At 32.6% G+C, this 23,276-nt stretch carries 20 protein-coding genes and 1 tRNA gene; 10 read left to right on the top strand and 11 right to left on the bottom strand.

Annotated elements, in window-relative coordinates:
• The first annotated feature begins 69 nt into the window (after window positions 1–69).
• Window positions 70–1,587, top strand: a complete 1,518-nt coding sequence (gene gltX / locus H6X70_RS04140; protein ID WP_194766410.1) for a glutamate--tRNA ligase — start codon at window positions 70–72, stop codon at window positions 1,585–1,587.
• A 97-nt stretch (window positions 1,588–1,684) separates the two neighbouring features.
• Window positions 1,685–2,356 (top strand): hypothetical protein, encoded by a 672-nt coding sequence (locus tag H6X70_RS04135; protein ID WP_228530250.1) that lies wholly within the window; start codon window positions 1,685–1,687, stop codon window positions 2,354–2,356.
• Between the two features lie 70 nt (window positions 2,357–2,426).
• Here the strand turns inward: H6X70_RS04135 and H6X70_RS04130 are convergent, their stop codons facing one another.
• Window positions 2,427–3,110, bottom strand: coding sequence for an outer membrane beta-barrel protein (locus H6X70_RS04130; protein WP_194766409.1), 684 nt, complete (start codon window positions 3,108–3,110; stop codon window positions 2,427–2,429).
• A 78-nt stretch (window positions 3,111–3,188) separates the two neighbouring features.
• Here H6X70_RS04130 and H6X70_RS04125 point away from each other — a divergent pair, with 78 nt between their 5' ends.
• On the top strand, window positions 3,189–4,121 hold the full coding sequence (locus H6X70_RS04125; protein WP_194766408.1) for an SPFH domain-containing protein: 933 nt from the start codon (window positions 3,189–3,191) through the stop codon (window positions 4,119–4,121).
• 407 nt (window positions 4,122–4,528) lie between these two features.
• Here the strand turns inward: H6X70_RS04125 and H6X70_RS04120 are convergent, their stop codons facing one another.
• From H6X70_RS04120 to H6X70_RS04110, 3 genes are all read right to left on the bottom strand, one after another.
• Window positions 4,529–5,683 (bottom strand): GNAT family N-acetyltransferase, encoded by a 1,155-nt coding sequence (locus tag H6X70_RS04120; protein ID WP_194766407.1) that lies wholly within the window; start codon window positions 5,681–5,683, stop codon window positions 4,529–4,531.
• 65 nt (window positions 5,684–5,748) lie between these two features.
• Complete coding sequence (locus H6X70_RS04115) at window positions 5,749–6,234, bottom strand: DUF1761 domain-containing protein (RefSeq protein WP_194766406.1); 486 nt, start codon at window positions 6,232–6,234, stop codon at window positions 5,749–5,751.
• Between the two features lie 373 nt (window positions 6,235–6,607).
• Window positions 6,608–8,611 (bottom strand): glutamine--tRNA ligase/YqeY domain fusion protein, encoded by a 2,004-nt coding sequence (locus H6X70_RS04110; RefSeq protein WP_194766405.1) that lies wholly within the window; start codon window positions 8,609–8,611, stop codon window positions 6,608–6,610.
• A 170-nt stretch (window positions 8,612–8,781) separates the two neighbouring features.
• Here H6X70_RS04110 and folB point away from each other — a divergent pair, with 170 nt between their 5' ends.
• Together folB and H6X70_RS04100 are read left to right on the top strand one after the other, a co-directional pair.
• A complete protein-coding gene (folB, locus tag H6X70_RS04105) occupies window positions 8,782–9,144 on the top strand; it encodes a dihydroneopterin aldolase (RefSeq protein ID WP_194766421.1) in 363 nt (120 codons plus the stop codon).
• 75 nt (window positions 9,145–9,219) lie between these two features.
• A tRNA-Cys gene (locus H6X70_RS04100) sits at window positions 9,220–9,290 on the top strand.
• Window positions 9,291–9,309: 19 nt separating this feature from the next.
• On the opposite strand, the gene H6X70_RS04095 is transcribed toward H6X70_RS04100, so the two are convergent.
• From H6X70_RS04095 to H6X70_RS04080, 4 genes are all read right to left on the bottom strand, one after another.
• Window positions 9,310–10,005 carry a LysE family translocator gene (locus H6X70_RS04095; RefSeq protein ID WP_194766404.1) on the bottom strand — a complete coding sequence of 232 codons (696 nt, stop codon included), beginning with the start codon at window positions 10,003–10,005 and terminating at the stop codon, window positions 9,310–9,312.
• A gap of 122 nt (window positions 10,006–10,127) precedes the next feature.
• Window positions 10,128–10,802, bottom strand: a complete 675-nt coding sequence (locus H6X70_RS04090; protein WP_194766403.1) for a head GIN domain-containing protein — start codon at window positions 10,800–10,802, stop codon at window positions 10,128–10,130.
• Between the two features lie 73 nt (window positions 10,803–10,875).
• Window positions 10,876–13,074 carry a ribonuclease R gene (gene rnr, locus H6X70_RS04085; protein WP_194766402.1) on the bottom strand — a complete coding sequence of 733 codons (2,199 nt, stop codon included), beginning with the start codon at window positions 13,072–13,074 and terminating at the stop codon, window positions 10,876–10,878.
• A 933-nt stretch (window positions 13,075–14,007) separates the two neighbouring features.
• Window positions 14,008–14,961, bottom strand: a complete 954-nt coding sequence (locus tag H6X70_RS04080; RefSeq protein ID WP_194766401.1) for a Fic family protein — start codon at window positions 14,959–14,961, stop codon at window positions 14,008–14,010.
• 207 nt (window positions 14,962–15,168) lie between these two features.
• Between H6X70_RS04080 and H6X70_RS04075 the strand changes: the two genes are divergently transcribed.
• The 5 genes from H6X70_RS04075 (at window position 15,169) to H6X70_RS04055 (ending at window position 19,075) form a co-directional block, all read left to right on the top strand.
• Window positions 15,169–15,603 carry an RpiB/LacA/LacB family sugar-phosphate isomerase gene (locus H6X70_RS04075; protein ID WP_194766400.1) on the top strand — a complete coding sequence of 145 codons (435 nt, stop codon included), beginning with the start codon at window positions 15,169–15,171 and terminating at the stop codon, window positions 15,601–15,603.
• Window positions 15,604–16,521 carry a cation diffusion facilitator family transporter gene (locus H6X70_RS04070; protein WP_194766399.1) on the top strand — a complete coding sequence of 306 codons (918 nt, stop codon included), beginning with the start codon at window positions 15,604–15,606 and terminating at the stop codon, window positions 16,519–16,521.
• Between the two features lie 207 nt (window positions 16,522–16,728).
• A complete protein-coding gene (locus H6X70_RS04065; RefSeq protein ID WP_194766398.1) occupies window positions 16,729–17,178 on the top strand; it encodes a GNAT family N-acetyltransferase in 450 nt (149 codons plus the stop codon).
• Complete coding sequence (locus tag H6X70_RS04060) at window positions 17,175–17,678, top strand: hypothetical protein (RefSeq protein WP_194766397.1); 504 nt, start codon at window positions 17,175–17,177, stop codon at window positions 17,676–17,678. The genes H6X70_RS04065 and H6X70_RS04060 overlap by 4 nt, the downstream gene beginning before the upstream one ends.
• A 20-nt stretch (window positions 17,679–17,698) precedes the next feature.
• Window positions 17,699–19,075 (top strand): aldehyde dehydrogenase, encoded by a 1,377-nt coding sequence (locus tag H6X70_RS04055; RefSeq protein WP_194766396.1) that lies wholly within the window; start codon window positions 17,699–17,701, stop codon window positions 19,073–19,075.
• 151 nt (window positions 19,076–19,226) lie between these two features.
• On the opposite strand, the gene H6X70_RS04050 is transcribed toward H6X70_RS04055, so the two are convergent.
• From H6X70_RS04050 to H6X70_RS04040, 3 genes are all read right to left on the bottom strand, one after another.
• Complete coding sequence (locus tag H6X70_RS04050; protein WP_194766395.1) at window positions 19,227–20,630, bottom strand: T9SS type B sorting domain-containing protein; 1,404 nt, start codon at window positions 20,628–20,630, stop codon at window positions 19,227–19,229.
• A 5-nt stretch (window positions 20,631–20,635) separates the two neighbouring features.
• Window positions 20,636–21,496 (bottom strand): OmpA family protein, encoded by an 861-nt coding sequence (locus H6X70_RS04045; protein WP_194766394.1) that lies wholly within the window; start codon window positions 21,494–21,496, stop codon window positions 20,636–20,638.
• A 140-nt stretch (window positions 21,497–21,636) separates the two neighbouring features.
• Window positions 21,637–23,271, bottom strand: coding sequence for a S41 family peptidase (locus H6X70_RS04040; RefSeq protein ID WP_194766393.1), 1,635 nt, complete (start codon window positions 23,269–23,271; stop codon window positions 21,637–21,639).
• Between the last annotated feature and the right edge of the window lie 5 nt (window positions 23,272–23,276).

The raw sequence follows: 23,276 nt of genomic DNA, 5'->3' as shown, positions 1-23,276 counted from the left end.
ACAAAAAATTCAAGCTTATCCCTTTCGGCTTCTCGCTTAATACATATCTTTGCCACAAATTTAGAAAACATGACCAAAAAAGTTCGTGTGCGTTTTGCACCTAGCCCAACGGGACCCCTACATATTGGTGGCGTAAGAACCGCTTTATTCAACTATTTATTTGCAAAAAAACATGGTGGCGATTTCATTTTACGTATTGAAGATACCGACCAAAACCGTTATGTTGAAGGTGCAGAGCAATACATTATCGATGCCTTAAAATGGTGCGGAATGCCTTTTGATGAAGGCGTAGGAAACCCAGGAAAATTTGGCCCGTACAGACAAAGTGAACGTAAAGCATTATATAAAAATTACGCTGATGAGTTGATTGCTTCAGGCAATGCCTATTATGCTTTTGATACTGCTGAAGATTTAGATTTTCACCGTAAAGACCATGAAACAAAAGGAAAAACTTTTATTTACAACTGGCATAACCGCTTAAAATTAAGCAATTCTTTATCGCTTAGCGCGGAAGAAACGCAAGCTAAAATTGATGCTGGCGAGGATTATGTAATTCGTTTTAAATCGCCTCAAGATGAAACCCTTCATCTTAAAGATATTATTCGTGGCGATATTAAAATTGATACCAATATTTTAGATGATAAAGTGTTGTTTAAAAGTGATGGCATGCCAACCTACCATTTAGCGAATATTGTAGACGACCATTTAATGGAAATTACACATGTTATTCGTGGTGAAGAATGGCTACCATCTTTAGCCTTACACTACCAATTGTACACGGCTTTTGGTTGGGAAGCTCCAGAATTTGCACATTTACCTTTAATTTTAAAACCAACAGGTAAAGGGAAATTAAGCAAACGTGATGGCGATAAATTAGGCTTTCCTGTATTTCCTTTACAATGGGAAGACCCAAAAACTAACGAAATTTCAAGAGGTTATAAAGAAGATGGTTATTTTCCGGAGGCCATGGTTAATTTCTTAGCCTTTTTAGGATGGAATCCAGGAACCGAACAAGAAATTTTTAATCTTGACGAACTTATTGAAGCCTTCGATTTAGAACGCGTAAATAAATCTGGAGCACGTTTTGATCCGGATAAAACAAAATGGTTTAACCACCATTATATGCAAGAGCAAAATGATGATGAATTGGCCGAATTGTTTAAACCAATTGTAGACGAAAAATTAAATGCTGATATCGACGCGCAATACATTGCTATGGTAGTTGCCTTAATAAAAGAGCGTGCCACTTTTGTGTCAGATTTCTGGGAATTAAGTCATTATTTCTTTACTGCGCCTACTTCATACGACGAAAAAGCATCGAAAAAAGCCTTTAAAGAAGAAACTAAAGGTATTTTATCTGAAGTTATTTCTATTGTAAATGGAATTGAAGATTTTTCGGTTGAAAACATTCAAACTGAAATAAAAGGCTGGATTACAAGCAACGAAATTGGTTTCGGAAAAGTAATGATGCCTTTGCGTTTAGCTTTAGTTGGTGCTTTACAAGGCCCAGATGTTTTTGATATTATGTATATGATTGGTAAAAACGAAAGCATCAATCGTATTGAAAAAGTAGTTTCAATACTTTAATAATTTCTTTATCCTGAACCTGTTTTGATTGAATTTCAGAATAGGTTCAGGATTTTCAAAATTCTTCACTAAAAATTGATTTCAAAATAAAAGAAATATGGGATTAGACATGAGACCAATGGGCAAACCTAAACAAGGGTTTGAAAAAAGATTTAAAGAAATTTTTAAAATGGTTGAATCTAATAATATTCCCGAATTAAGTTTTATTGACAAAATACTTGGTAAAAAGAAACCTACTAAGGATGAATTAATTCAAGAATGGTTTGAAAATCAAATACCTACTTATGAAACCATAAAAGCTCCAATGGTTGGAAGAGATAAAGAAGCTGAAGAATGGATTATTAAAAGATATGAAGAGTTAGAAAACAAACCTCCTTTAGAAGAATTTTTAAAAGAGCACAATGGATTTTATGTTATTCCTTTAGCAAAGGAACAAGATGGTGTTCCTTGTTATATTTCGTTTGGTCAAGATGAAAATGTGTTTAGGGGGCAATTTTTGGCAGAATGTGAAGACTTAATAGGTGAAGATTTAGTTAATGAAGCATGGGGAACAAAGCTCGCAGAAGACACACTCGATTATGGAAATAGATTAATGAGTGCAGCTGATGTAATTGCTAAAGAAAATAATCTTGAATATTTAAAAGATCAAAAAAATGCTCCTGAAACAGATGAAGACCAAATAGAATCTAAATTACATATCATATTTTCATTAGCCAAATGGCTGATTTTTTATGGTAAAAATGGACACGGATATGAAGCAGATTTCTAATTGAAAAAATTAATTTTTCAATAATTTAATAAAAAAATCAGTGAAAATCTTTGCACATAGTAATAACATTTTAAAACGTAACAATTGCAGCAAAAACTAGCATTTGTTGATTTCCTTTAAAGCTAGATTCTCCCCCAATAGTATCCAAAGCATTCGTGTTTAGCTTATTCAGAATATTGGTAAAACCATAAATATATTGAGCTTTCAGCATAAAATTTCTAATACCAACCGAAGCGCCAATAACACCATTAACATTAAATTTTGAAAGATCGGTAATGTCTTCAGCCGTTAAATTTGTGTAATTATTTACGTAATAATCTTTTTGATTGTCTTCTTTAAATTCTAGTTGTCCATTATGTTGCAGCATGGGCCCTACATCAATAGTAAAATGATTTCGGTACACTTTTATATGCAAAGCAAAATCCAATTGAACTACTAAAAGTTTATATTTAATATATTCGTTTTCTGAACTTAATAAAGAAGGTCTTCCTAAAATTTCAACATTATTTTCTGATAACTGCATGCCATAACTTAGGTTATACCATTTATGCGGTAAATCGACAGAAGCGCGTAATCCACCCAAAAAACCATTAGAAGATTTGGTTGTAAAATTATCGGTAAGTATATCATATTGGGTAAGTCCACCAGTGATTCCAAACCCATTAGAAGCTCGGTAATAGCCTTTTTGAGAAAAACTTTTTGTAACAAAACATAGTAATAGTGCTACTAATACTAAAAATGACTTATATTTCATACGTTTAGCGGTTTAGCCGCCAAATATAGTATAAATTTTGTATTTTAATTATTCTAAACTTTTTAACAAAAAACTATCATGAATTTCATTTCCATCCCCTTTATTATCATCACATTGCTTGTTATTATTTCGGCATTTTTTACTGTAAAACAACAAAGCGCAGCCATTATTGAGCGTTTTGGGAAATTCCAAAGTATTCGTCATTCTGGACTACAGCTTAAAATTCCGTTGGTAGATCGCGTTGCAGGACGCCTGAGTTTAAAAATTCAGCAATTAGATGTTATTGTTGAAACCAAAACCAAAGATGATGTTTTTGTTAAACTGAAAGTTTCGGTACAATATAAAGTGATTAGAGATAAGGTTGAAGATGCCTTTTATAAACTAGATTATCCGCATGAGCAAATCACGTCTTATGTATTTGATGTGGTACGTGCAGAAGTTCCAAAAATGAAATTAGATGATGTCTTTGTTAAAAAAGATGATATTGCATTAGCTGTAAAAGCTGAATTAAATGATGCGATGCTAGATTATGGTTTTGATATCATTAAAACCTTAGTTACCGATATTGATCCAGACCCACAAGTGAAAGCCGCCATGAATCGCATTAATGCTGCCGATAGAGAAAAAACAGCAGCGCAATATGAAGGTGATGCCCAACGTATTTTAATTGTTGAAAAAGCAAAAGCTGAAGCCGAAAGTAAACGTTTACAGGGTCAAGGTATTGCCGATCAGCGTCGTGAAATAGCTCGTGGTTTAGAGGAGTCTGTTGAAGTATTAAACCGTGTTGGCATAAACAGTCAAGAAGCTTCGGCATTAATCGTTGTCACGCAACATTACGATACGCTGCAATCTTTGGGCGAAGAAACCAATAGCAACCTTATTTTATTACCAAATGCACCACAAGCAGGTAGCAACATGCTAAACGATATGGTGGCTAGCTTTTCGGCAAGTAATCAAATTGGCGAAATGATGAAGGAAAATAAAAAGAAAGCTCAAGAGAATAAAGATTAATTTACTCTTTGTTGATTTGTTGATTTGACAAAACGCAACTGTTTGCAAAATTTTAAATAAATAAAAAAGCCTTATGTTATAACGACGTAAGGCTTTTTTATTGAAGATTGTAACTGTGTTGAATTTGAAACTAAGTTGTTCTTTATGAATTTTAGTTTAAACAAGTTACAATTGTTTGTTTTTCGTCATGCCGAACTTGTTTCGGCATCTCATAATGTATCAATCTATATTTTATAATATGACCCTGAAATAAATTCAGGGTGACGTGAAACTTTACTAACAACAGCAGTTATTCAAAAAATTAACACACTTAAACAAATCAACAATCTTCAAAAATTAAACAGAGATTCCTCCTAGTGTCGGAATGACAAAAAATAAACAGAAAACACATCCACAAATAAACAACCCTACTTAAACGGATGCCGTTCCTCCCACTCCTGCTTGGGATTCATGAGTTGAAAAACAGGTTTTAGCAACCCATTTAAATACGGATTTGTGTGTTTCATGTACACTTGCATGGGTTTTGCATAGGCGCCAACCGAACTCTTAATGGCCATAGCAGTTCGGGCATAAACGATGTTTTTAAAGTTGTTTTCTATACCAAATTGAAGCATATCATAAAGCATGTTTAAATAAAGCTGATTGCTATATTGGTGCTCGGAATCATAACCCAAGAAGTAGGTTTCTAACTGATTTCCGTTTAAAATAAGGGAATAAAAACCAACCAAGACATCATCTAAGAAATAACCGAAAACTTTAAAATTTTCACCCAAATGTGTCTTAAAACTTAAAAAATGATTTTCGGGAAGTATAAAACTATTAAACTTCGCATTGTTTGAAACATTTAAATACAGCTTATGTAATTTTTGATTATTAGCCTGTACCGCTTCTAAATTCAATTCAACAGTCGTAATTTTTCCTAATTTCTTTTTTGAACGTTTGTAACGGTCTCTATATTTTTTGGTTAACGCCGAAGTATAATCTTGAATATTTAACCAATCTGATGGGATGTCTAACATCATATTGGGTTGCACCGAAACTTGATGTAAATGTTGTTTTTTAAAAACCAGAGGTCTGTTGTAAACGGTATCATCAATAAAGAAATCTTTAAACACGATTAAACGCACCGTTTTACCTTGTCTCTGTTTAATTTCAATTTTAATGTCGTTTAAAGCATTTAAAATTAAATCTGTATACTCTGTTTCAGAAATAAGTTTTTCTTCAAAAAATAAGCCGTGTTGCCCTGTATGGGTTAAGTTACCCACAACTAATATATTTCCCTTTAAAACCTTTGAAATAGCATTCTGAAAAACCTCTTTTAAACAAGACACTTCGGTTTTTCTAAACATGTCTTTCAAATATAATTTTACCCGCTGTATAATGGCTACACCTACCAAATTTTCATCTAAAAAAACACCCACATAAAAAAGCTGAATATTATCGGGAGCACCGTTTTCCAGAGCTTCTAAATAATGTGATTGCAGAAAAATATCATGACGCACTAAAGCATCCCAAGAATTAGGAAGGGTTTTACTAGAGTAATAAATGCGATAGGTTTTCAAAAGGAATAAAAAAAGACTGAAAAATATTAATTCTCAGTCTCAATATAAGTTAAAAGTTTACAAATTTATTGCCATCCGCAAATAATGCCACCCATAACGGCTAAAGTAACAATCCAATAGCCACTATTTATAAAAATGTATTTAGCACTTTTACGCTCGAATAAGGCATTGGTTCCTAAAACAGGTAAAACAATAAAAATGCCTGTAAGTACACCGTGTAACGCACCATGTTTAAAGGTTCTAAAGGCATTAGAATAATCGGCTAAAAAAGCAGAGTAAGAAGGTAAAGCTTGCGATGCATCGCCACCAATTAAACTTAAAGCACCCATTTGATGAATAACAATTCCTGGAAGAGCTGTAGCAAGCATAAACGCAAAAATTAAAGCCAAAATAAAAATTTTGGCCATGTTGCCTCCTTTAATTTTTTCATCGGTCATGCCAGCAGCATGCATCCAAGCGGTTCCAAAAACTTTGGGGTTGTACCAAATAAAGCCAATAACTAATGCTGAAATTGCAGCAACAAGCATGGCAACAGGGTTAAGATATTCCATTTTAAAATATTTAGTGTTAGTATATAAATATAGTTAAAATAATGCCAATCACTTTATTAAGATTGAAAGTCATTCCTAACCTAAACAATATTTCTGTTCATTTTTTCCATTGATGAAAAAACGAACCAATCCTTCGTCAAGCTCTGGACAGGCAAATCTAGGCTTACGAATATTTATCTAAATTTTTTGTTCCACACCTAAATTCCAGGAACTCGCTATCAAAATTATAGATAACTTAAAAAATACCTTTAGCTCAAACAGCCTGAAATTTTACGGTGTTTTCACTTCAAATTTTACGATAAATTTTCGATAGGCCATAAAAAACTTGTATCAATAAAAACAATCCGAATTCGTCAATATTTTAGAATTTTAATTAAAGTCCCTGAGCTTCAGCTACTAAAATTTCATTTTTATCTTCCAATGCTTTTGTTATAAAATCGTTTATATCGTCGTTTTTAGTTTGTCCGTTTTTCAACAACACACCTAAAACCAGCATGGCTGCAATACGTGTTCCTACTTTTTTAACAGCGGTTCCAAACAAAGGTTGTAATTCCTCATAAGAAATGTTTTCAGCTAAAGTTTGAATTTCAGCTTTTACCTTTTCTTGCTTAGCTTCAGGCAAATTGGTGTATTTTTTACCCAATTGCTGAATCACATCTATAGCCTTACGTTGTGGTAAATTTTGCTTTTGCTTGTTGTTGTTTTGGGCAGGTTTGTCAGCTGTTTTAGGCTGAGCTTTAGCCCAAGAATCGCGTAAACCAACGGTTTTATTAAAAACTAATTGATCTGAAGAGGAATCGTTATCCACATTAAAATACCCCAAACGTTGAAATTGGAAACGCTCCCCTACTTTGGCATCTTTTAAACTTGGCTCGACAAATGCGGTAATGACGTTTAAGGAATTCGGATTTATAAACTCCATAAAATCTTTGTCTTGATGGCTATCTGGAGCCTCATCATTAAACAAACGATCGTATTCTCTAACTTCAGCTTTTACAGCATGCGGAATTGATACCCAATGTAAAGTACCTTTCACACGTTTTGCAGTATCATTGGAATACGTACAATGAATTTCGGTTATTTCGCCATTTTCATCTTTCACAACACTTTCAGCTTTAATGATGTAAGCATTTTTAAGACGGACTTCACCTCCTAATTTTAAACGGAAAAACTTGTTGCCTGCTTCTTCTTTAAAATCTTCTTTTTCAATATATATTTCGCGTGAAAACGGTACTTTTCTATATCCTGCAGACTCGTCTTCCTGATTATTTTCAGCATCAAACCACTCTACTTTATCTTCAGGGTAATTGGTAATTACCACTTTTACAGGATCTAAAACCGCCATAACTCGCGGTGCTGTTTTGTTTAAATCTTCACGAATACAAAATTCTAAAAGCGACACATCAATAATATTATCGCGTTTAGCAACGCCTACGGTTTCAACAAATTTTCTAATGGCGTTTGGCGTATACCCTCTTCGGCGTAAGCCAGAAATGGTAGGCATTCTTGGGTCGTCCCAACCGTTTACAACACCTTCTTCAACCAATTTAAGCAACTTACGCTTGCTCATAATGGTGTAACTTAAATTTAAACGTGCAAATTCGCGTTGTTTTGGTCTAAGCTTATCGTCTTCTACAACTTGGTCTAAAAACCAATCGTAAAGTTCTCTGTGGGGTTTAAATTCTAAAGAACATAAAGAATGTGAAATTTGCTCTAAATAATCACTTTCACCATGTGTCCAATCGTACATCGGATAAATGCACCAATCGTTTCCTGTTCTGTGGTGATGCTTCTTTAAAACACGGTAAATAATAGGATCGCGCATTAACATATTAGGATGCTGCATGTCTATTTTAGCACGCAAAACATGCTCCCCTTCATTAAATTCGCCTTGTTTCATGCGTTCGAATAAATCTAGATTTTCGGCAACAGTTCGGTTTCTAAAAGGCCCATCAACTCCTGGTTGCGTAGGGGTTCCTTTTTGTTCGGCCATGGCTTCACTAGATTGCGAATCGACATAAGCTTTACCTTCTTTAATTAAAAGGATCGCCCAATCGTAAAGTTGTTGAAAATAATCGGATGAAAATAATTCTTTATCCCATTTATAACCCAACCAAGCCACATCTTCCTTAATCGCATCTACATACTCCTGCTCTTCTTTAGCAGGGTTGGTATCGTCGAATCTTAAATTAACTGGCGCATTATAAAATTCGCCCAAACCAAAGCTAATGCCTATGGCTTTCGTATGGCCAATATGTAAATAACCATTGGGTTCTGGCGGAAACCTAAAACGTAAACTGTCTTTTGGCATGCCATTAGCCAAATCTTCTTCTATAATTTGTTCAATAAAATTGAGTGATCTTCTTTCTTCAGACATTTTCTGATAATTTTCAACTGAATAAGCCCCAAAATTACGGAAATTCAAGTTATTTTTGCCTAATATATCTAATAAGCGTTACAAACTTTTATTTCATTCTTAATAGCATCGCAGCGATTTTAAGAAGAATGAAAAAATTAAAAGCTGAATTCAATTTTTTTACAAACAACATGGGAATTATTACAGTTGAAAATATCAGGATTTTTGCACACCACGGATGTTTAAAAGAAGAAACAACCATTGGAAGCGATTATCGTGTCGATTTAGAAATTGAAGCCGATTTACAAACCTCAGCACTTTCTGATAAACTTAATGATACTGTTGATTATGTGTTTCTAAACCGCATTATAAAAGAGGAAATGAACAAACCTTCACAGCTTTTAGAAACGGTAGCTAAACGTATTTTAACGCGTATTTTTAATGAAGATAAACTCGTTAATAAAGCAACGGTTTGGGTGAGTAAATTAAACCCACCAATTGGTGGCGATGTGGAACGCGTAACCATAAAAATGAGCGAAATACGTAAAAAGTGATTTTATACATTATAAATTCACAATTTTTTTTACATTTGCAGCAGATTTCAGGATTCTTGGAATTTAATTATAATTGGCGTCATGGCCGAGTGGCTAGGCAGAGGTCTGCAAAACCTTCTACAGCGGTTCGAATCCGCTTGACGCCTCAAAAAAAAAGCTTTCAGTTTATTCTGGAAGCTTTTCTTTTATAGGACTAATTTGTTCTAATTTCTCTTTATTTTTTTCGTAAGCTTCTGGAAATAATCCTTGTAGAAAGAGTAAAATTCCGAAGCCAAAAATAACAATCGCTATAATTTTCTTGGTTTTAAAAATTAAACGTGGTGTTAATTTAGCTTTAAGGCGCTTAGCAATTAGTATTTTAACTAAATCGCTAATAAAATAAGCGCTTAGCATAGAAATTATAAAAATAGCGCCGCCGTTTTTAGAGGTGGTTAACGAATCTCCTAAAACGATAAAACCCAGCCAGCCTAATAAAACACCTATGTTTATAAAATTGAGTAAAAAGCCTTTAATAAAAAGCTTTCCGTAGTCTTTTTGAATTTCAACCTTATGGTATTCTTTAACAATAGACCGAAATGATTTTGATGTTTTTATAAAAGAAATAATGCCATAAACAATAAGTAACGCACCGCCAAAGATTAAAAAACTAGGGTCGTTTCCTATTTTTCCTCTTAAATTATTGGTGCTATAAAAGGCGATTAAAATAAAAATTATATCGGCAAAAATAACGCCTAAATCGAATATTAAAGCTGCTCTAAAACCCTTAGTTGCACTAGTTTCAAGCAACACAAAAAAAACAGGCCCTATGGTAAAAGCGAGTATAATCCCGAAAGGAACGGCTGTTAAAATATCATCAAACATCTATGTGGAAGTCTTTACACAAAGTAAAGAAATATTTAAATTAATAGGATAAAGAAACCTATATAAAATAAAAAGTCCTTTAAAATTTAGGTTTTAAAGGACTTATAATTAAGTAAATACGTTTAATCCATACGTTTTACGGTACCGCCTAAAGCTTTGTTTTCGTTAATAGTTTCTGGGTGCCCATAAATATAAGCGTTACCCCCTGCTCTAATTTTTACATTAACTTCATCGGAAGCATGTACATAAGCATCGCCACCAGCTTTAATAGACACATCGGTGTTTTCGGTTTTTAATTCTTCACCTTTGTAAATACCACCTGTATATAAATCTACTTTTTGGTTTTTAGCTGTACCTGTAGTGGTTATAATACCGCCTGTAACGGCTTTAAAATTACCGTGTGTAACATCAACCGGAATGGTTATTGTACCACCTTCTTGAACGCTTAAATCGATTTCAAATTGCTTGATAACCTCTTTTGAAGTTACTTGAGCGCCTTCATTAACATCAATAACATCCAAATGTTCATAATGTAAAGTCACTTTGGTGCTATTGCCATTAAACGCTTTCTCAAGATCCATTTTTATTTTAAGCTTCCCGTTTTTATTATTGGTTAAAACATGTTTTACATTTTCTCCAGTAATAATAATTTTATTTTCGGTCGATTTAACCAATTCCACTTGTATTAAATCGTAAACCTTAACTTCGGTAAAATCACCAATTTTCTTTTCAATCGTTTCTTGGGCAAAAAGTGCTCCAGAACAGATTACTGTTAACATAAAAAATATACGTTTCATAACTATGGTTTTTAATTAATAACGAACAAAACTATCAATAATTATGATAATCTGTATCGTCTTTAATACAATTTTAAATCGATTCTTCAGCTTTTCCTAATAAGGTAAAATCTAAATGTTTTTTAACTAAATCGGTGTTTTTAACTTTTACAACAACTTCATCGCCAAGCTGATACATGATTGAAGAATTTCTACCAACCATAGCATATTGATCTTGATCGAAAGCATAATGATCGTCTTTCATATCGCGCACACTTACCATGCCTTCACATTTATTGGAGATGATTTCTACATAAATACCCCAATCGGTAACACCAGAAATAACCCCTACAAAAGCCTCATCTTTATGGTCTTCCATAAAACGAATTTGCATGTATTTTATAGAATCGCGTTCGGCTTTAGTGGCTAAATTTTCCATGTTACTGGAATGCTGACATTTTTCCTCGTAAATGGCTTCATTAGCCGATTTTCCGCCATCTAAATACTGTTGTAATAAACGGTGCGCCATCACATCGGGATAACGACGAATAGGCGATGTAAAATGACTATAATAATCGAAAGCCAAACCGTAATGCCCAATATTATGGGTGGTATATTCGGCTTTACTCATAGTTCTAATGGTTAAAGTATCTACTAAATTTTGTTCCTTTTTACCGTTTACATCTTTAAGTAAACCGTTTAAGGATGAAGACACACTTTTACGATCTTTAAGATTTAATTTATAACCAAATTTACTAACCACAGTTTGTAAAGTGGCTAATTTACTTTCGTCTGGCTCATCATGAACACGATAAATAAACGTTTTTTTAGGCGATTGTTTACCAACAAATTCCGAGACTTTTCGGTTGGCTAATAACATAAATTCTTCAATGAGTTTATTAGCATCTTGACTGGTTTTAAAGAATACACCAATTGGATTAGCTTCTTCATCTAAATTGAATTTTACTTCAACTTTATCAAAAGAAATCGCACCAGAACGCATTCGTTTAGATCGCATTTTTTTAGCCAATTCGTCCATTTTTAATATGGCATCGGCTATTTTTTGATCGGTTTGATATGTTTTTCCTGTTAGAGAAACTTCGGCTGGAATGGTATTGGTTTCAGATTCTATAATGGCTTGAGCTTCTTCATAAGCAAAACGCGCATCGCTATAGGTTACGGTTCTACCAAACCATTCGTTTTTAATTTCACATTTATCATTCATTTGAAACACTGCTGAAAAAGTATATTTTTCTTCATGCGGACGTAAAGAACAAGCATTGTTTGAAAGCACTTCGGGCAACATAGGTACCACACGATCGACTAAATACACCGAGGTTGCACGCTCGTAAGCTTCATCATCTAAAACGGTGCCTTCTTGTAAATAATGCGATACATCGGCAATATGTATGCCTATTTCGTATAAACCATTCTCTAAGACTTCAAAAGATAAAGCATCATCAAAATCTTTAGCGTCTTTCGGGTCTATGGTAAAGGTTAAATCTTTACGCATATCGCGACGTTTTGCTATTTCTTCTTCAGTTATTGAGGTATCTATTTGATTTGCAAACTGTTCTACTTCAAAAGGGAACTCGTGCGGTAAACCATATTCGGCTAAAATGGCATGAATTTCGGTATTGTGTTCGCCTGGTTTTCCTAAAACCTGAATCACTTTTCCGTATGGAGAATCGGCTTTTTCTGGCCAATCTTCCAATTTTACTAACACCTTATCGCCGTCTTCAGCTTTAAAAGTTTTATTGATAGGAATAAAAATATCCTTATACATTTTATTGCTATCGGCAATTACAAAAGCGTAATTATCGTGTAATTGAATTACACCAACATACTCCGATTTAGCACGTTTTATAATATTAGTAATTTCGCCTTCTAATTTACCACGATTTCTACGTTTGTAAACGTAAAATTCAACTTCATCATCGTGTAAAGCTTTATTAATATTGTTTGATGAAACAAAGACATCATCATCGAAATCTTCGCAAATGATATAACCATTTCCTTTGGCTGCTAAATCCAGTTTACCAATGTGGTATTCTGTGTTTATAACCGCTTTAAATTTACCACGCTCTACTTCTTCAATTTCTTGTTTGCCTTGTAAATCGCGTAATTTTTTTATGATTTGATTTCTGCTACTCGCATCGTTAACGCCAAGTTTGGCCGCTATTTGTTTGTAGTTGAAGGTTTTGGTTCTTTCTTTTTTTAAAATACTTAAGATTGTATTTGTAAGGTTGGAAATACCTTTATTTTTGGATTTCCCTTTTCGTTTTCTTGTCATTTAATTTTGTAATCATTTTCATTTCCTAAGATACTGGAAATTGTGTTATTAAATAGCATGGTTTTGGGAGAAGATATGCTATTTATTTTCTACAAAGCTACGGTTTATAATTTAAAGCCATGTTTCCTTAAGTTTATTAAAAGAAAAAGACTTACAATTTCATGTATATTTTAAATTTTTTGAAATACCAATTTAGTTTTAGGAATTAGAAAATCAAATTTAAAAAAACGTTAAACCGAAGTTATCCACACATATCTATATATTATTATTTTTCTTTTAAAATTTAAAAAAAACAATGGTGGTTATTATAGGGTGTTAATAAGTGGTATAACTTTTTTAAGTTTTGTTTTGATGGCGTTAAATTTACAGTTTGTTAATAGGTTCTTAACATAGTATAATTTTTTAAAAGCTTTATTTTGAATGATTTTCAATTTTATATACACAGTTGTTAACAACTCCATTTAACCACTTTTTACTCATAAGTTTTTTCAATTTTATGTTTATAGCGATCAATTTTTAGGCTCATAACATTGAAAAAAAAAGTGAGTTAAATATTTGCTTTTTTAGTTCCGGTTTTTGATTGGAAAAATAAATGGATATTCAATATTTTTCTTTTAAAAAACTATCAACAGTTATTAACAAGTTGTTAAAAGCGATGTTTAAAGTAATCAACATTTATAAGGGATGGCAGTGATTTATGAATAAAAATACGCCATTAATTTGATTATGAACCACTTGTGTTTTTTAGGGTAAAAAGTGTTGGTAAAAACACTTTGTGAAGATTATTTTTAGTATAAAAAAATAACAGTCTCGTATATCATTTGTAGTGTGATTCTGTACCAAATTTAGCAAATAAAAACGAATAGATAATTAGAAAGGATTTTGGTAAGCAAGCTTGAACTAGTCCTAAATTTTACATTGCGTTGTGCTCAATTATTTTATACGATAAATTGTCTTATTTTTTTCTCCGATTTTTTCAAATAAACCTAATTCAGTTCCTTTTTTTAAATCTCTACTAGCTGTTGCTGAAGAAATATCTTTAAAAATATTCATATAATCTTTTCTCGAAAATTCAGTTTTATTTAATGAAACAAAATATTCTAACCTATCTTTTTCATTTAACGTTCGATTATTAAAATCTAATAATTCACTTATTGACATGTTAATTACGTTTAGCATATATTCAATAAATTTCGTTGATTTTCCTGATTTATCACTTTCAGCCAAAGCTTGATAATATTTATCTTGGTCGTTACTAATTAAAGTTTCAAAAGGTAAAAACTCAAATACTGGATATTTTTCCATTAAAATTAATGTTTGCCATAATCTTCCCATTCTTCCATTTCCATCTAAAAAAGGATGTATAAATTCCATTTCATAATGGAAAACGCAACATTTAATTAATTCAATGTCATCAGACTTTTTCAAATATTCAAAAAGGTCTTTCAGTAAGTATCTCACATTTTCAAAAGGAGGTGCTAAATGTTCAACTTTTGAACCTTTTACAATTCCGACACTTTGATTTCTATATTTACCTGGATTTTCAATTAATCCTGTCATTAAATCTTTATGAGCTTTTAAAAAAGATTTTTCATTAAAAGGATTGTATTGTTCTAAGTTTTCATAAATTTTGATAGCATTTAAAACCTCCAGAACATCTTTTTTAGGACCAATAACTTTTTTGTTTTCAAGAAGTGCTGTTATTTGTGCTTCTGTTAGTGTATTACCTTCTATTTTTAAAGAGGAATGAATCGTTTTAATTCTATTTTGTTTTCTCAATTTTGGTGAAGGTTTGTTTAGTAAATTAGCGTTTACTTCACCTATTTTCTCTGAAATAGAAGTTATTAATTTTAAAATGGTTGATGTAATTTCGTATGGTGGTTTCATTTTATGATACTATCATTTGATACTATCAAATATACTATCATTTATTCTGAATTATCTTATCAAATTATATTTTTTAATAGACGATTTTAAGTCCTTTTTAAAAAAGTCAAGATTATTGATGCTCTTATCAAAGCGATCCAGATTCTTAACAACAAAACAATGATATATTTAGTAACTTTGCCACTTAAAATAATTAGAACTTAAATCATGACAATTTCTATAGGTAACGATCACGCTGGAACAGAATATAAATTCGCTATTAAATCATTATTAGAATCGAAAGGTATTACCGTAATTAATCACGGAACCGATGCGAATGATAGTGTAGATTATGCCGATTTTGTGCACCCTGTTGCTGAAGATGTTGAAAACCAAAAATCGACTTACGGTATTTTAATTTGCGGAAGCGCTAATGGTGTAGCGATGACGGCAAATAAGCATCAAAAAATTCGTGCGGGATTATGTTGGAACAAAGAAATTGTACACCTTATTAGAAGTCATAATAACGCTAATATTTTATGTATTCCAGCGCGATTTACTGCTATTCAGCAAGCTTTAGAAATGGTTGAAGAATTTTTAAATACCGATTTTGAAGGTGGCAGACACCAAAATAGAATTGACAAAATTCCATTGTCTTGCTAGATGAGTCATCATCATGGGCATCATCACACACATGATCATCCCGATTTAAAAGGTCGGAATCTTGTTATATCCATACTTTTAAATATTGTTATCACCGTTGCCCAAGTTATTGGCGGACTCCTTTCTGGGAGTTTAGCCTTACTTAGTGATGCCTTACATAATTTTAGCGATGTTATTTCATTAATTATTAGTTATATAGCTAATAAGTTAACCAAAAAAAAAGCATCATTTCAAAAAACATTTGGCTATAAACGTGCCGAAATTTTAGCTGCTTTTATTAATGCGGCCACTTTAATTATTGTGGCTATTTTGTTAATAATTGAAGCTGTAAAACGTTTTCAAAACCCGGAGACTATAGAATCCGATTTAGTTATTTGGTTGTCTATAGTCGCTATTTTAGGAAACGGTTTTAGTGTCCTTTTATTAAAAAGAGATTCTAAATCTAACATGAATATGAAAAGTGCGTATTTGCACTTACTAACCGATATGATGGCGAGTGTTGCCGTATTGGTTGGTGGAATTTTAATGAAATATTTTCAGCTGTATTGGGTAGATAGTGTGCTAACTTTTGCCATCGCTATTTATTTAGTGTGGATGGGTATGGATTTGCTAAAAGATTCCACTAGAGTACTCATGCTTTTTACGCCAGATTCCATTCCAATAAAACAAATTGTTGATGAAATTAATGCTTTTGAAAGTATTAAAAACGTGCATCATGTACATGTTTGGCAGTTAAATGAAGACGAAGTGCATTTGGAAGCCCATATCGATTTTAACGAGAATATTACCTTATCTCAGTTTGATGAAATTTTGCATAAGATTGAAGATTTAGTTTTTAAAAAATACGACATCAATCATGTTAATATTCAGCCAGAATATGGTAAAGATGATGCTAAAGACGTGATCGTTCAAGATTAATTCCTGCGAAGGCAGGAATCCCATCATAAAAGGCAGTAAATTTCAATCTAAAAAATAGTTTTAATGATGCTGCGTAAATTTTAGAATCTGCGTTCACAAATAAATAAGGCTTTCGAAGTCGAGAAGTGAAAATTAAATCAATATAAAAGTTCTCGTCTCCGCTCCTTTAAATTAGAAATTTTAAACTCAATTATATTTTTTCAAACTATGACCTTAGACATCAAACTCAAATCTTTTGAAGCATTAAGCAAACAAGAACTCTACGATGTTTTGCAATTACGCAGCGAAGTTTTTGTAGTAGAGCAAGATTGTGTGTATCAAGACATTGATGGAAAAGACCAAAAAGCATGGCATGTTTTAGCTTATAAAGAAGGAAAATTAGTGGCTTACACACGTATTTTTAAATCGGGTATTTATTTTGAAGAATCTAGCATTGGTAGGGTAGTTGTGGCTAAAAATGAACGTAAACACAAATATGGTTATCAAATTATGGAATTTTCTATTAATGCGATTAAAACACATTTCCGCGAAAGCGTAATAAAAATTTCGGCACAGTATTATTTAAAACAATTTTATACTAATTTAGGGTTTAAAGCGGTGGGCGATACTTATTTAGAAGATGGTATTCCGCATATAGCGATGTTTCAAAACCTATGAAACAATTTGTAGATTATATAAAACTCAATTATCTAATTTTAATAATTAAACTATTAATAATAGCTTTATTTATTTTACCAATCGTTGGTAATTATGATAGAATCTATTTTGATTATCTTTTTATTTCAGAACAGGACAAAGGTTTATTACACAATCTGTTTGTTATTATACAAAACACTAATTTTAGACCAATTTTAATAGTATTTATACCATTTATTGGTGTGTTTTTAAATAGAAAAATTGGATGGATGTTAATAAGCTCTTTTTTTTATTTCTTACTTTCATCTTGTGTTTTTAAGTTTGATGAATTAGATTTTTCAAATGAGATTTTCTTATTTATAATTATTATTACAATACTCTTATCTATTATTTTTATAATGAATATTAGAAGAATCAGTTATTTGTATTATGGTATTCCCAAAACTGAATTATTAGGTGAAAATGTTATTGCTACTATTATCGGTATGTCCTTAACTATTGGAGTACTTTTATTACAGTAATTATTTTAGAAAACATAAAAATGGAAGAAACATCAAAAAGCATCATTATTCAACATCTTGAAAATCAACGCGCTTTTTTTTCTACCCATAAAACGAAGGCTATTCATTTCAGGTTGGAGCAACTTTATAACCTGAAAAAAGCCATTTTAAAAAATAAGAAGCAACTTGAACAGGCTTTATGGGAAGATTTGCATAAATCGCCTGAAGAAGCTTACCTCACCGAAATTAGCATTGTTACAGCCGAAATAGACAACCATATTAAACACTTAAAAAAGTGGGCCAAACCTAAAAAAGTTTCAACACCTATACATTTATTACCGTCTTCAAGTCAAATAAATTACGAACCATTAGGATTAGCGCTTATTGTTGCGCCTTGGAATTATCCGTTTCAGTTGTTAATAAATGCTTTAGTGGGTGCAATTTCAGCAGGTTGTTGCAGTCTTTTAAAGCCATCGCCAGACGCACCAAAAACGGCAAAAGCAATGCAAAACATGATTGAAGACACTTTCAATTCCAATTACATTGCTGTTGTACAAGGCGGTAAAGACACAAATACCATTCTATTTAAGGAACGTTTTGATATTATTTGCTTTACAGGAAGCCCGAAAGTAGGGAAAGTGGTTATGAAAGCTGCTGCCGAACATTTAACCCCTGTTATTTTAGAATTGGGCGGAAAAAGCCCTTGTATTGTTGATGCAGATGCGAATATTGACGTGGCTGCAAAACGGATTGCTTGGGGCAAATTAATAAATGCCGGACAAACCTGTATTGCGCCAGATTACCTTTTTGCCCATCACACGATTAAAGATGAGTTATTAGATAAAGTTGCCAAAAACTTTACGGAAATGTATGGCAGTTCCATTAAAGAAAGTCGTTTTTATCCGCGTATTGTAAATAACCAGGCCATGGATCGGTTAGAAAACTTAATGAAACAAGGCAAAATACACACTGGCGGAACTGTTGATAAAAACGAAAAATTTATTGAACCCACGATTATTGATCAAGTAGATCCAGATTTTCTCATCATGCAAGAAGAAATATTCGGACCTATTTTACCGGTGATGACTTTTAATCATATTGATGAAACCTTCGATTATATCAATAAAAACGAAAAACCTTTAGCCTTTTACTATTTTGGTAAAAATGAAAATGCCAAACAGGTTCTAGCGAAAACAACTTCAGGAGGCGCTTGTATTAACGATACTTTGTTACATGTTGCCAACCATAATTTACCTTTTGGTGGCGTTGGAAATAGCGGATTTGGTAGCTACCATGGATACGATAGTTTTCTAGCTTTTAGTAACAAAAGAGCCGTTGTAAATACACCAACTTGGATCGATTTACCTTTAAAATATGCGCCCTTCAAATATTTTAAATGGATTAAAAAGTTAATTTGATAAGGCATAAACTACTACTAACTGAAGATGTATTACAACAATTAAGGCATTCATATTATTCAAGAGGATTGTTAAACTTTCCAATTGCTCTAAAATTTTAAAATATTAAGTGAATCTAATAAGTTTGATTTGAAAATAAAGCAGATGCCCTTTAACGCTTCAACGCAAAACAGCCTCTTACAATTTCACCAGAATTTAAAACCATTTCGTACCAATAACTATCGCTAGACATGGGTTGTCCTCTGTACTGGCCATCCCAACCGCTAGAATTTGGTGGTAAAAACTTAATGAGTTTACCATATCGGTTATAAATGGAAATAGTATTAACGTGGTTTGATGCGTCTAATATTTGCCAAACATCATTTTGACCATCGTTGTTGGGGGTAAAATATTTTGGAATATAATAAAGGGCAGCGCTAATAATAACATTAAAAACCGATTCGTTGCTGTAACAGTTTATTTCGTTGTAAATATAAATACTCTGCGATGTTGAAATTAAATCACCTGCAAATAAAGGCGTTCCCATACCTCCAGAAGCTGTAAAATAATTGCCGTTATTAATTATAGGCAGTTGGTAACTTTGGCCAAAATAATCGTTTAAAACATCTACAGGCACGGTTTGTTTACACGCTTCATTAGAATTTACATAATTTGGAAAGCTGCTAGGTTGCCAGGTACTAAAATCGGCTTGAGGATTATCAACAACCACACAATTTAAAATTGGGTTTCCACTAAAATTTACAGAAGTCATCTTCATGTTATTACCGTTTTTAATGTTTAATTGACACAATTCATTATAACTGCAATCTAAATCGCTTAGCGTTTTGTTTTGTGAAAAATCTAAAGATTTAATGGCATTATTAAAACATAAAACGACGTTTAGTTCGTTGTTTTTACTCAGGTTTAAGCTGGTTAATAGATTGTTTTCGCAAGCCAAATAACCTAATATGGTATTGGTTGAAAGCTCTAAATTTAAAAGTAAATTGTTGCTACATTCAAAACGGCTTAGTATAGTGTTTGTTGAAACATCTATTGCCGTTAGGTTATTATCCGAACACACCAAAACGTTTAAATTCAAGTTGTTTGAAATGTTTAAAACCGATAAATCATTGTTTTCACAACGTAAGGAAATCAGTTTTGTGTTTTTAGAAACATCAAGGTTTTGAAGCCCATTATTAAAGCACCAAAGCCGTATTAAATTATCGATCGGATTAACGTTTATAACGGAAATTAGGTTATTACTGCAGTATAATTCGGTTAAATTGGTGTTTGCTGAAATGTTTAAAACCGTCAATAAATTATCGGAACAATCTAAGTTTTTCAATGCTAAAAAGTCTTCGATTCCTGTAAGATCTTGAATGTTTTTTTGGGCAACATCTAAATCTGTAATACCGCTAATATTTGCTGTGGGAACAAAGGAATCTAAAGGCCCTGAATCTAACCCCAAATCGATTAAAACTTGCTCAAAATTAGGATCTGGAACATAGGTATTTTGAGAAAACCCTTGTAGTTTTAAAAAGTATAAAACAATGAAAAAGCACCCGATTTTAGGCATAGTTTTTATTTTACTTTGTCGTCTACGTAGGTAATCACGATTTCTACGCGTCTGTCAAATTTAGGGTCGCCGCCAAGCGGAAATTTTCTGCGCATGCCTAAGTGTCGCATGCGTTTTTTGCTTACGCCTTTTTTTGCAAAATAATCGTAAATATATTCGGCTCGTGCTTCAGAAAGATTGCGTTTTTTAGTTTTTCGGTCTACCGCATCTCTTGTAAATTGGGTACAACACACATGGCCTTGAATGGTAAAATATATTTCTTTTCTTTCTACTAAGGCATCAGCAATAGCTTCTAAATTTTGCTTAGAATCTGATATCATTGAAGCCTCGCCAGAATTAAATAATATGTCTTTAAAAATGATTTTGTCTCCTTTTTCAGCTTCTTTAATAAGTTCTACCGTGGTTTTTTCTTTTTCAACTACTGGCGGTTCTACTTCAACAACAGGTGCTGGTTTTGGTAATTTGGGTTTTACAATAACTTCTACTTTTCGGTTTAAACCTCGAATTTTTAAAATATTTTCTTCTTGAACAATTTTCAGTAGAATTTTGCCTTTACCATCTACATTGGTAATTAAACTTTCGCTTATTTCATTATTTGAAAAAACGGTTTTTATAGCATCGGCACGTTGTTGGGAAAGGATTAAATTATAATTATCGGCACCACGATCATCACAAAAACCAAATATTGAAATAGATTCAATATCAACTTCACTTAAATTGGCAATGAATAACAGCAGGCGGTTTTCTTCGGTGCTAGGGACTTCGTATTTATCGGTTTCAAAATAAACTTCATGGGTAAGCTCTGTTTGCGAAAAAGCAAACATAAACCGAAGTGTTATTAATATGGATACCAATAATTTAGTCATAGTAGGCCGTCGTAATCGATATAAATATAATATTTTTAATCGATAAAAACACGAGATGACTATGTATCTAGGTTTTTCATGGATGAAGTGTAGATCCGTGAAAAAAAGAGGTAAAATTAACCGATTAAACGTAGTTTATTTTACTTTAAATACCCTTGATAAGCGGTTGGGTTGCCTAAAATTTCGGTAGCTTTTTTAATTTCAGAATCGTGTATTTTATAATATTCATACAAACCTTCACGGTACACGTAACATTTTACAATGTCTTCGGTTAGTAGCTCCAATAAAAAGTCTTTATTTTCATCGATAAGCTTGGTTTTAGACTGATTTAAATTTGAAATTAACGTATTATAATCACTTTCAATATTATCGTTTAAAGCTTCTTTTTTCGAGGTTTCGAAGGCTTTTTTAAGCGCTTTTTCGGTTTCGGTTTCAAATGAAAACTGATTCTTTTTTAAATAATTTTTAAAGTTAGAAAAGTCCTTATCTGTAAGCGTTAGGCTATTAACATCTTCAACTTTATGGGTGTAATAATAATCGGTTGCAAAATTGAAAATTAAATCGTTGTTAATAATAGCATCTGTAATAGTAGGATTTTTAGTTTTCCCAATAGCTACATCTGGAAACACGCCACCACCGTCAAAAACTTGACGTCCATTTTTAGTTTTAAATTCGTGATAATTTTCTTTTTTCACACGAACGGCTTCGCCTTTTTCATTTCTATTCCAATAATCTAAGGACTGAATGCAACGTCCTGAAGGGGTGTAATATCTAGAAATGGTAATTTTAACCTGCGTGCCGTAAGTAAGTTGTTTGGGGCGTTGCACCAAGCCTTTTCCAAAACTTCTAGACCCTACAATAACAGCGCGGTCTAAATCTTGTAAAGCACCAGACACAATTTCGCTCGCCGATGCACTAGAACCATCAATTAAAACCACTAAAGGGATTTCGGTATCAATAGGTTGACTTTGTGTGATGTAGGTGCGGTTGTATTGTTTTACTTTAGATTTTGTAGTAACTACTAATTGGCCTTTAGGCACAAAAAGGTTTACAATTTTAATGGCTTCATTTAATAAGCCGCCAGGGTTTCCTCGTAAATCTAAAATTATTTTTTGAGCGCCTTGTGCTTTTAAATCACGCAATGCATAATTAGTTTCGATATAGGCTTTATTGTTAAAACGGCTTAAAACAATATAACCGGTTTGCGCATTAACCATTGAAAAATGGGGCACGGCTTTAATATCGACTTCGGCGCGTTTTATAGTGGCTGTATGTGTTTTTCCTTGGCGTAAATAAGTCACTTCAACCGAGGAATCGGCGGTACCTTTTAGCAATTCGCCAGCATGGTCTTTGTAACCTTTAACTAGGGTATTTCCTATTTTAATAATTTCATCACCAGGTTTTAAACCCGCTTTATCGGCTGGATAATCTTTATAAGGTTCTACAACTAGCAGTTTGTCTTTTAGAGTTTTTATTCGGGCACCAATGCCTGTATAATCGCCTGTATTATTTATGCGAGCCGCTTCTACATCTTGCTCGTTCATAAAATTGGTATACGGATCCAGATCGGCTAACATGCTTTTAATAGCTGTATCCATAAGGTCGCCAGGATTGGTTTCATCGACATAATTCATGTTTATTTCCTTGAATAATGTGGTGAAAATTTCAATCTGTTTAGCTATTTCAAAAAAATCATTTTTAAAGGCCGATGTTGTTAAAAATACAACGCAGGCTAAAATTGGAATTATAATTCTTTTTTTAAGTAACTTTTTCATGGAAT

This window comes from Tamlana sp. I1 (genome assembly GCF_015355625.1).
GTDB lineage: Bacteria > Bacteroidota > Bacteroidia > Flavobacteriales > Flavobacteriaceae > Pseudotamlana.
The sequence above is the reverse complement of the archived record's forward strand: the minus strand, read 5'-3'. Positions and strand labels throughout refer to the sequence as shown.